The sequence below is a fragment of the Pseudonocardia sp. ZF1 genome (assembly GCF_056835605.1).
In genome coordinates, this window is the sequence record NZ_JAJNBY010000002.1 from 1 (window position 1) to 10,578 (window position 10,578).

Below are 10,578 nucleotides of genomic sequence, written 5' to 3' on the forward strand. Positions count from 1 at the left end.
CGGCCGCGGCCGGTCCGGGTCGGCGTCCGCCGGCACCGTCACGTCGAGGAACAGGCAGTCCTCGGTGTCGGAGGCCAGGTCGGCCACGCTGCTGGGCAGCTGCGCGCAGGCGGCCCCGGAGCGGGTCGCGTCGCGCACGCCGTCCCACGCCGGTGCGGGCCCCGGGGCTGCCCAGCGCCCGGGCCCGACCGGGGGTGCCGCGTAGGGGATGCCGCGGTAGGCGCGGTGGGCTCCGGCGTCCTCGCCGCGCAGCGCGCCCTGCCGCACCACGACCGTCGCCGGGTCGGCCGGGTCCGGTGCCGGCGGGGCGTGACAGGCGCCCAGGGCCAGCCCGGTGCACAGCGCCGCCAGCCCGCCGCGCGCCGCAGCGCGCCGGCGGCCGGGCGCCGGTGGGGTCTCGTCCGTCGTCATGATGGGTCCGCTCCTCGCCCGGCCGGGCGCGGGACCCGGGCCGTGGGACGCCGAAACGGGCCGGATCGCGAGGATCCGGCCCGTCTCGGGAATGGTCGGGGTCGACGCCGGCTCAGGACTTCGAACGCACCATCGGCATGGTGACGGCCAGTCCGATCACGACACCGATCGGGATCATGATGCCCGGGTTGAGCACCCACATGCCGCAGATCCCCAGCACGATGCCGCCGATGATGGCGCCCAGGGACATCACCAGGATCTGCTTGGTGTTGCTGTTGGTCGGCTGCGAGGACATCGCCACTTCCTTCTCTGTCGGTCTCCGCCCGGCCGTCCGGGAGGGCGGCTCGGTCACGGCACCGACGGTGCCGTGCCGGTGGGGGCCGCCGCGCGCACTCCTGTCACCGGCTCGGCATGACACATGTCAGCGCCCGCGGGCCGGGCCGCGACCTAGGTTCGGTGGCAGGCCCCGTCGAGAAAGGCCCGTCATGGCCCACATCCTCGTGGTCGCCCCGCCGGCGGCCGGTCACATCAACCCCACCCTCGGAGTGGTGGCGGACATGGTCGGGCGCGGGCACCGCGTCACCTACGCCACCACCGCCCGCTACCGCGACCGGATCGCCGAGACCGGCGCGACGCTGCTGGCGCACGAGTCGACCATGCCGCCCCCGGCGACGAAGCCGTACACGCTCACCGGGACCGACCTCACCCGCGGCCTGCTCGCCGGGCTGCGCGAGTCCCGGGTCCGCCCGGCCGAGCTGCGCCGCCGCCTCGCCGGCGACCGCCCGGACCTCGTGGTGTTCGACGGCCTCACCGCCTGGTGGGGCCGGCTGCTCGCGCGCGAGCTCGACGTGCCGGTGGTGCCGTGCTGGCCGAACTTCGTCGCCAACGAGCACTGGTCGCTCATGGGCACCTACATCCGCTCCAACCGCCTCGACCCGAGGCTGTGGTGGTTCGCCCTGCGGATGCAGCGGCTCGCGTCCGCGGCCGGGCTAACCCTCGCCGAGCTGGTCGACAGCGTCGGGACGGGGGTCCGCGCGCAGCTGGTGTTCCTGCCCCGCAGCTTCCAGTTCGCGCACGAGACCTTCGACGACACCCACCACTTCGTCGGTCCCTGTCCGGGTGCGCGCACATTCCAGGGGACCTGGTCGCCGCCCGCGTCCGGGCGGCCGGTCTGCCTGGTCTCGCTGGGCACGGTCTACTCCGCGGACCGCGGGTTCTACGAGCTGGCGCTCGCGGCGTTGCGGGAGTCCGGGCTGCACGTGGTGCTGGTCGTCGGCGAGCACGTCGACCCCTACTCCTTCGGCGCGCACGGCCCGCACGTCGAGATCCACAGCTCGGTGCCGCAGCTGCAGGTCCTCGAGCACGCCGCGGTGTTCGTGACCCACGGCGGCATGAACAGCGTCCTGGAGGCCGCGCGGGCCCGGGTCCCGATGGTGGCGGTGCCGCAGATGGCCGAGCAGCGGGCGAACGCCGACCGGCTCGCTGAGCTGGACCTGGGCGAGCGGCTCGACCCGGCCGGGCTGTCCGCGGGCGCGCTGCGCGCCGCGGTCGACCGGGTCACCGGGGACCGGCGGCTCGCCGCCGGGCTGGACCGCATCGCGGCCGAGATGGAGCGCGCCGGCGGGACGTCCGCGGCGGCGGACCTGCTGGAGGCCGCGCTGCACGGGCCGGTCACCGCCGCCCGGACCTGACCCCGGTCCGGGCGGCGCCGGAGGTGGCGCCGCCCGGATCCGCTACGCCCGGGCGGTCAGCCGCTCGCGTACCAGCGAGACCACCGGGGCGGGGTCCGCGCCGAAGTAGAAGTGGTCGCCGGGCACCGACCGCAGGGTGAACCCGCCGGCGGTGTGCGCGGCCCAGCCGCGCAGGTCCTCCGGCGCGACCCGCGGGTCGCGGTCGCCGCACAGGCCGTCGATCGGGGCGCGCAGCGGCGGGCCGGGGACCCAGGCGTAGGTCTCGGCCGCGGTGTAGTCCGCGCGGACCGGGGGCAGGACGAGCTGCAGCATCTCCGGGTCGGCGAGCAGTTCCCCGCCGGTGCCGCCGATGCGGCGCAGCTCGGCGACCACACCGGCGTCGTCGAGCCGGTGGATCCCGGCGCTGCGGTGCTCGGACGGGGCGTTGCGGGCGGAGACGACCAGCCGGTCCACCGGCCGCTCGTGGTCGCGCTCCAGCCGGCGCGCGACCTCGTAGGCGACGGTGGCCCCCATGCTGTGCCCGAACAGCGCCAGCGGCAGCCCGTCGGGGGCGGGGCCGTCGCCGAGCTGCTCGACGATCCGGTCCGCCAGCGTCGCCAGGTCCGTGGCGAACGGCTCGCCGCGGCGGTCCTGCCGGCCCGGGTACTGGACGGCGACGACGTCGACGTCCGGGCGCAGCCGACCGGAGAGCCCGGCGAAGTAGCTGGCGGCGCCGCCGGCGTGCGGGAAGCACAGCAGCCGCGCGCGCGGCGGCCGGTCGTCGTCGGCGGTGCGGAAACGGCGGAACCACAGGTCGGTGGCCACGGAGGTGGTCATCGGACGGTCTCCCTCGGGGTCGTCGCCGCCGGACGGGTCCGGACGGCGGGTCGGTCGAGCGACTCGATCCACTCCTCGATCGCGGCCGCGGTCGGCGCCGCGTGCTCCTCGAGCATCGAGAAGTGGTCACCGGCGACGTCGACGGTGTCGTGCGGGAAGTCCCAGGTGGAGCGCCAGTCCCGCCCGTCCCCGAGGTCGCGGGCACCGGCCAGCGGTTCGGTGGCGCGGACGAGCAGGGTGGCGACGCCGGTGGGGCCGGGCTCCCAGGTGCGGAACAGGTCCAGGTACCAGCCCATCGCCGAGAGCCGGTCGTCGTCCATCGTCACGAACGTGCCCTCCCGCTCGACCATGCCGTCCATCAGCGACAGCCCGAACCGGTCCATGAGGTCGCTCTGCGGGGTGTAGGTGTCGACGAGCACGACACCGGCCGGCGGCTCGCCGGCCGACTCCAGGTGCCGGGCCACGGCGTGCGCGAACCAGCCGCCCGCCGAGGAGCCGAGCAGGACCGGCGCGGTGTCCCCCGCGGACCGGCGGACGGCCTCGGCCTGCGCGGCGACCACCGCGCCGATGCCGGTCGGGAGGAGCTCGTCACGACCGAAGCCGGGGACCGCCAGCGCGGCGACGTCGCGGCGCCCGCGGAACGCGCCGGCGAACCGGGCGTACTGGTGGATGCCGGCGACGGCCAGGCAGGAGGAGAAGCACAACACCGGCCGGACGGCGCTCCCGCGCGCGAGCCGGACCGGGACCACCGGACGGCCGGCCGCATCGAGGTCGGCGGGGCCGTCGAAGGAGGGGCGCAGCGCCGCCGCCGCACGCAGGAGCTCGAAGACCTCCTTCCACCTCCCGGTGCGGAACGCCCCGGTGTAGAGGCCGAGCAGGGCCCCGTCGCCCCCGTCCGGGGCGGCCGCGGCGGACCGGGCGGGGCCGGGCGGGCGGGCCGCGCCGTCGCCGAGCCGGTCGTGCAGGTGCGCGGCGAGCGCGGCCGGGGTCTCGTGGTCGAACACCAGGGTGGCGCCCAGCCGGAGCCCGGTGGCGGCGGCGAGCCGGTTGCGCAGCTCGATGGCGGTCAGCGAGTCGAACCCGGCGTCGACCAGGTCGGTCTCCGGGCCGACCGAGCCGGCGCCGTGCCCGAGCACCTCGGCGACGTGGGTGCACACCAGGGTGCCGAGCGCCGCCAGCCGGGCGTCCCCGTGCAGCGCGGCGATCCCCCCGTCCGGCCCCGCGGCCGCGGCGGCGCCGCGCGCGGTGCGGCGCCGCGGCGGTCCGGCGAGCAGCCGCAGCAACGCGGGTCCGGAACCGGCGTCGGCGGCCGCCCACAGCGCGGGCCGGTCCAGCCGCAGGGCCACCACGGCCGGCTCGTTCCCGGCCAGGGCCTCGTCGAGCAGGCCGAGGGCCCGACCGGCGCCCAGCGCCGCGATCCCGGAGCGGTCGGCACCGGTGTCGTCGCGCCCGGCCATCCCGCCGGCCCATCGTCCCCAGGCGACGGACAGCGTCCGGCGCCCGGCGGCGGAGCGTGCGGCGGCGAAGGCGTCGAGGAAGGTGTTGGCGGCCGCGTAGTTGCCCTGCCCCCCTCCGCCGAGGACCCCGGCGGCCGAGGAGAACAGCACGGTGGTGGGTGCGTCGGGGAGGGTCAGCTCGTCGAGCAGGACCGCGGCGTCGGCCTTGGGCCGCAGCACCGCCGCGAGGCGCTCGGGGGTGAGCGAGCCGATGGTGCCGTCGTCGAGGAGCCCGGCCACGTGCACCACCGCGCGCAGCGGGCGGGCGGCCGGGACACCGGCCAGCACCCCGGCGAGCGCGGTGCGGTCGGCGACGTCGGCGGCGTGGAGCTCGACCGTGCCGTCCGGTCCGGTCAGCTCCCGCAGCTCGGCGACCAGTGCGGCGGCCCCGGGGGCGGCGTTGCCGCGGCGGCCGAGCAGCAGCAGGTGCCGGGCACCGTGCCGGCGGACCAGGTGCCGGGCGACCGCGCCGCCGAGTGCTCCGGTCGCGCCGGTGACGAGCACCGTCGCGTCGGCGAGACCGCCGGCGGCGAGCTCGTCGGCACCCGCCCGCGGGACCGGCGCGACACCCTCGAGCCGCGGTACGTACCCGGTGCCCGCACGCACGGCCATCCGGGCGGCCGGGTCGGCCAGCAGCGGTTCCAGCAGCGCCGCGACCGCGGGCGGGCCGGTGGCGTCGCCGTCGAGGTCGAGCAGCGCGATCCGCCCGGGTGACTCGGTCTGCGCGGCGCCGGCCAGGCCCCGGACCGCGGCGGCGGCCGGGTCCGGTGCTCCCCCGTCGCCGTGCGTCGCGCGTTCGGTCACGACGACCAGCCGGGACGCCACGTCGGCCCCGGGCCCGGCCCAGTCCTGCAGCAGGGCCAGCGCGGCGGCGGTGAGCCGCCGGGCGCGGGCGGCCGGGTCGGGGTCGGCGTCCGGACCGGCCCCGGCCGCGGGGACCACCAGCACGGCCTCCGGGGGCGCGGTGCCGGAGCCCGTCGCCGCGGCCAGCGACGCGGCGTCGGCGTAGTGCTCGACGTGCACCCCGGCCGCGGTGAGCGCCGTGGCGAGCACGGCGGGCAGCGTCCCGGCCGCCCCGCCGGCGTCGCCGAGCAGGGCCGCGCGGCGCGGCGGCGTGCCGGCCGCGACCGGGGTCCACGCCGTCGTGAACAGCTCGCGGTGGCGAGGGCGGCCGACCGGCCCACCGGGGTCGGTGGGGCGCACGACCAACGCCTCGACGTCGGCGACCGGGGCGCCGGCGCCGTCGGCGAGCCGCAGCGACACCGCGCCCGGACCGGCCCGGTCGAGCCGGACCCGCAGCGCACCGGCGCCGGTCGCGTGCAGCCGGACCCCGGACCAGGAGAACGGCAGCCGGGGCCGGTCGTGCGGGTCGGGGTCGAGCAGCGCGCCGGTGGCGGCCAGCGGGTGCAGCGCCGCGTCGAACAGGGCCGGGTGCAGGCCCCACGGTCCCGGCTCGCCCGCCTCGGGCGGGAGCACGACCTCGGCGAACACCGTGGCGCCGCGGGTCCAGACCGCACGCACCCCGCGGAAGGCCGGGCCGTAGTGGAAGGCACCCGCGGCGAACCGGTCGTAGAGCCCGGTGACCGCGACCGGCTCCGCGCCGGCCGGTGGCCAGCTCAGGAGATCGGGGTCGGGCCGGGGGCCCTCCGGGCCGGCGTCGCCGAGGGTGCCGCAGGCGTGGCGCACCCAGCCGCCCGCCCCGTCGTCGGGGTCGCCGGAGCGGGCCCAGACCTCCACGGTGCGCAGCCCGTCCGCGCCGGGCGCGCCCACGACGGCCTGCACCTCGGTGGCCGGGGCGGGCGGGGCGGCGGGGACCAGCGGCGCCTCGAGCGTGAGCTCCTCGAGGCGGCCCGCCCCGACCTCGTCGCCGGCCCGGACCGCCAGCTCGGCCAGGGCGGTGCCGGGCAGCAGCGGGCTGTCCGCGACGGCGTGGTCGGCCAGCCACGGCAGGCCCCGCGGCCCGACGCGGCCGGTGAGCACGACCCCGTCGCTGCCCGGGAGCTCGACGGCCGCGGTGAGCACCGGGTGGCCGGTGGTGCCCCCGGCCGGGGTCCCGGTGGCCCCGTCAGCGGCGTCGAGCCAGTACCGGGTCCGGCGGAACGCGTAGGTCGGCAGGTCGACCCGGCGGGCGCCGCGCAGGGCGGGCGCGACCGCGGTCCAGTCGATCGCGCACCCCCCGGCCGCGTGCAGCGCACCGAGGGCGGCGAGCAGGTCGACGGCCTCGTCGCGCTCGCGGCGCAGGGTCGGGACGACCAGGCAGTCCGGCCCGTCGTCCGCGGCGAGGACCTCGAGGGCGGCCGGGGTCAGCGCGGCGTCCGGGCCGATCTCGACCATCCGGGTCACGCCGAGCCCCCGCAGCGCGCGGACCCCGTCGGCGAACCGGACGGTGCCGCGCAAGGCGCGGGCCCAGTGTGCGGGGTCGGTGAGGTCGGCGGGTGCGGCCACCGCCCCGGTCAGGTCCGAGACGACCGGGATCCGGGCGTCGGCGGCGGCCAGGGGGCCGACGGCGTCCGCGAGCGTGGCGGCGGCCCCGTCCATGTGCGCGGAGTGGAAGGCGTGCCCGACGCGCAGCCGGGTGGTGCGCACGCCGCGACCGGCGAGGTGGGCGGCGATCGCGTCGACGGCGTCGGCGTCGCCGGACAGGACCACCGCGGACGGCCCGTTGACGGCCGCGACGGACACCCGGCCGCCCTGCTCGGCGACCAGCGGGGCGACGGTGTCGACGCCGGCGCGGACCGAGATCATGGCACCGCCCCCGGGCGCGTCCTGCATGAGCGCCGCACGCACCGCGACCAGCCGGGCGGCGTCGGCCAGCGACAGCGGCCCGGCGACGTGGGCGGCGGTGATCCCACCGATCGAGTGCCCGAGGACCGCGTCGGGCTCGACGCCGGCGGCCCGCCAGGTGGCGGCGAGCGCGACCTCGACGGCGAACAGCGCCGGCTGGGTCCAGCGGGTGCTGTCCAGCAGGGCGGCCTCCGGGGTGCCGGGCGCGGCGAGGACGACCTCGTGCAGCGGCCGGGGCAGGTGCGGGTCGAGGGCCGCGCAGGCCGCGTCGAACGCCTCGGTGTAGGCGGGGACGGCCCCGTGCAGGTCCCGCCCGGTCGCGGCGCGCTGCGCGCCCTGCCCGGTGAACAGGAACGCGGTGCGGCCCCGGCGCGCGGACCCGGTCACCAGGGCGGCGGCCGGCCGGCCCGCGGGCGGCGCGGTCCCGTCCGCGAGTGCCCGCAGCCCGTCGACGAGGTCGGCGCGGGCGCCGCCGGCGACCACCGCCCGGTGCGGGAACGCGGTGCGCGTCCGCAGCAGGGACGCGGCGATGTCGGCGTCGGTGCCGGGCGCGGCGCCGGCGGTGACCCGGTGCAGCAGGGCCGCGGCCTGTCCGGCCAGGGCCTGCGGGTCGCGCGCCGACAGCACCCACGGCACCGGTCCGCCGGTCCCGGCGTCGGGCCCGGTCCCGCTGTCGGGGCCCGGCTCGGGCGCGGGCGCCTGCTCGACGACGACGTGGGCGTTGGTGCCGGAGAAGCCGAACGACGACACCCCCGCGCGGCGTGGACGCCCGGTCTCGGGCCAGTCCCGGGCCCGGGTCAGCAGGCTCACCGCACCGGCGTCCCAGTCCACGGCACCGGACGGGTGCTCGGCGTGCAGGGTCGCCGGCATGACGCCGTGCTGCAGCGCGAGCACGGTCTTGATCACGCCACCGACCCCGGCCGCGGCCTGGGTGTGGCCGATGTTGGACTTCAGCGACCCGAGCCACAGCGGGTGGCGCGGGTCGCGGTCGCGGCCGTAGACGGCGAGCAGCGCCTGCGCCTCGATCGGGTCGCCGAGGGCGGTGCCGGTGCCGTGCCCCTCGACCAGGTCGACCTCGGCCGGCCCGATCCCGGCCGCGTCCAGCGCGGCGCGCAGCACCCGCTGCTGCGACGGGCCGTTCGGGGCGGTGAGCCCGCTGCTGGCGCCGTCGGAGTTGACGGCGGAGCCGGTGACGATCGCCAGCACCGGGTGGCCGTGGCGGCGCGCGTCGGACAGGCGCTCGACGGCCAGCATCCCGACGCCCTCGCCCCATCCGGTGCCGTCGGCGCCGTCGGCGTAGGCCTTGCACCGCCCGTCCGGGGCGAGGCCGCGCTGGCGGGCGAAGTCGACGAACGCGACCGGGGTCGACATCACCATCGAGCCACCGACCAGCGCCAGGTCGACCTCGCCGGCCCGCAGCGAGCGGGCCGCCCAGTGCAGCGCGACCAGCGACGACGAGCAGGCGGTGTCGACGGTGACGGCCGGGCCCTCCAGGCCCAGCACGTAGGCGACGCGGCCGGAGGCGATGCTCCCGGATCCCCCGGCGCCGACGTAGGGCTCGACATCGGCGGGCACGGCGTCGAGCCGGCGGACGTAGTCCTGGTACATGACCCCGGCGAACACCCCGGTCCGGCTGCCGCGCAGCCCGTCCGGGTCGATCCCGGCCCGCTCCAGGGCCTCCCACGCCGTCTCCAGCAGCAGGCGCTGCTGCGGGTCGATCGCGATCGCCTCGCGCGGGGAGAGCCCGAAGAACGCGGCGTCGAAGTCCGCGACGTCGTCGACGAACCCGCCCTCGGTGGCGTAGGAGGTGCCCGGGACGTCGGGGTCCGGGTCGTAGAGCGCCTCCAGGTCCCAGCCGCGGTCGGTCGGGAACGGCCCGACGGCGTCACGACCGGCGGCGACCAGCTCCCACAGGTCCTCGGGGTTGCGGACGCCGCCGGGGTAGCGGCAGGCCATCCCCACGATCGCGACGGGTTCGCCGGCGCTGCGGGCGGCCTCGGCGAGCTGCTCGCGGGTGGAGTGCAGCTCGGTGGTAACCCGCTTGAGGTACTCGCGCAGCCGGTTCTCAGTCTCGGTGCTCACCGGTTCTCCGTCCGGGTCGGCGTGGTCGGGCCGGGGGGTGTCTCTATGTGGTTGTCAAGCCGCTGCGAGCGCCGGATCGGGTTCGGTGACGATCGGCGGGGTGTAGGGCGTGCGGTCGCGGAGCATGGCGAACAGGACGTCGATGCGGCGGCGGGCCAGACAGATGAGGGCGGCGTTGTGGCGTTTGCCCTGGGCTCGTTTGCGGTCGTAGTAGGCGCGGCTGACGGGGTCGGCGAGGCTGGCGAACGCCGAGAGGAACAGCGCGGACTTGAGGGCGTGGTTCCCGCGCTGGGAGCGGGTCTCGCCCTTGATCGAGGTCCCGGACCGTCTGGTGACGGGTGCGAGGCCGGCGTAGGCGGCCAGGTGTCCGGCGGTCGGGAACGCGGATCCGTCGCCGACGATGGTGAGGATCTTGATGGCGGTCCTGACCCCGAGTCCGGGCATCGAGGTCAGGACCGATCCAAGAGGGTGGGCCTCCAGGCGGGCCTCGAGCTCATCGGCCAGATTGCCCCGTTCGGCGTGGACGTCACGCAGCTGCGCGGCGACTCCGCTGATGACGCGGGCGAAGGCGGCCGTGCCGGCGACCACGAGCGTCTGGGCGTCGAGGGCGGCCATGATCTGGGCGGGCAGGGTCCGCGCCAGGCGCGGCGAGCGCGGTCGCATGAGCTCGGCGATGCCGTTCTCGCCGAGCTGGCGCAGCGCCGTGGGGGTGGGTGCGGCGGCGAGCAGGTCCTGGACCCCGCCGCGGTCCAGACGGGGCCCGATCAGACGTTCCAGGGCCGGATGAATGTGCAGCAGGGCGTCACGCAGCCGGTTGGTCAGCCGCGTGGATTGCCCGGCGAGGTCGTCGTCGTAGCCGGCCAGCACCGACAGCTCAGCGAGGGTCTCGTCGTCGCTGCCGACCCGGCGCAGCGTGTGCGGCATACTGCGTGCGGCCTCGGCGATGACGTGCGCATCGCGGGCATCGGTCTTGCCCTGGCCCGGGTGCAGGTCGGCGATCCGACGCATCGCCAGCCCAGGCAGGTAGGCCACGTCGACGTCCATGCTGCGGGCGACCGCGACGGCCAGCGCGCCGATCGAGGCCGGTTGATCGACTACCACCAGCACCCGACCGTGCTCGGCGAGCGCGCTGAACACCGAACGCAGGGCGGTCTCGTCGTTGGGCAAGGCCTTGTCGTGCACCCGCTTGCCCGCAGCGTCGAGCGCGCAGGCGTGGTGCTCGGACTTGCCCACGTCCAGCCCGCAGAACACCGCGAACGGCACCGCTTCGATCTCCTCGGACAACCGGAGCCCTTCCG

5 protein-coding genes and 1 pseudogene are annotated in these 10,578 nt (G+C 77.6%); 1 reads left to right on the forward strand and 5 read right to left on the reverse strand.

Translation table 11 applies throughout. The features are described 5' to 3' along the window. Both ZF1_RS27310 and ZF1_RS27315 read right to left on the reverse strand, forming a co-directional pair. Positions 1-411 (reverse strand): carboxylesterase family protein (locus tag ZF1_RS27310; RefSeq protein WP_482638766.1); only part of this gene is annotated, 411 nt, incomplete at its 3' end. Between the two features lie 112 nt (positions 412-523). Then, positions 524-763 (reverse strand): hypothetical protein, encoded by a 240-nt coding sequence (locus ZF1_RS27315; RefSeq protein WP_482638767.1) that lies wholly within the window; start codon positions 761-763, stop codon positions 524-526. 133 nt (positions 764-896) lie between these two features. On the opposite strand from ZF1_RS27315, the gene ZF1_RS27320 reads away from it, so the two are divergent. Further along, positions 897-2,102, forward strand: a complete 1,206-nt coding sequence (locus tag ZF1_RS27320) for a glycosyltransferase (RefSeq protein ID WP_482638768.1) — start codon at positions 897-899, stop codon at positions 2,100-2,102. Positions 2,103-2,144: 42 nt separating this feature from the next. On the opposite strand, the gene ZF1_RS27325 is transcribed toward ZF1_RS27320, so the two are convergent. The 3 genes and pseudogenes from ZF1_RS27325 to ZF1_RS27335 form a co-directional block, all read right to left on the reverse strand. After that, positions 2,145-2,918 (reverse strand): thioesterase II family protein, encoded by a 774-nt coding sequence (locus ZF1_RS27325; protein ID WP_482638769.1) that lies wholly within the window; start codon positions 2,916-2,918, stop codon positions 2,145-2,147. Continuing rightward, a pseudogene (locus ZF1_RS27330) lies at positions 2,915-9,256 on the reverse strand (type I polyketide synthase); the annotation flags it as partial. The gene ZF1_RS27325 and the pseudogene ZF1_RS27330, both read right to left, overlap by 4 nt. Before the next feature lie 78 nt (positions 9,257-9,334). Then, on the reverse strand, positions 9,335-10,564 hold the full coding sequence (locus ZF1_RS27335) for an IS110 family RNA-guided transposase (RefSeq protein WP_357461589.1): 1,230 nt from the start codon (positions 10,562-10,564) through the stop codon (positions 9,335-9,337). Between the last annotated feature and the right edge of the window lie 14 nt (positions 10,565-10,578).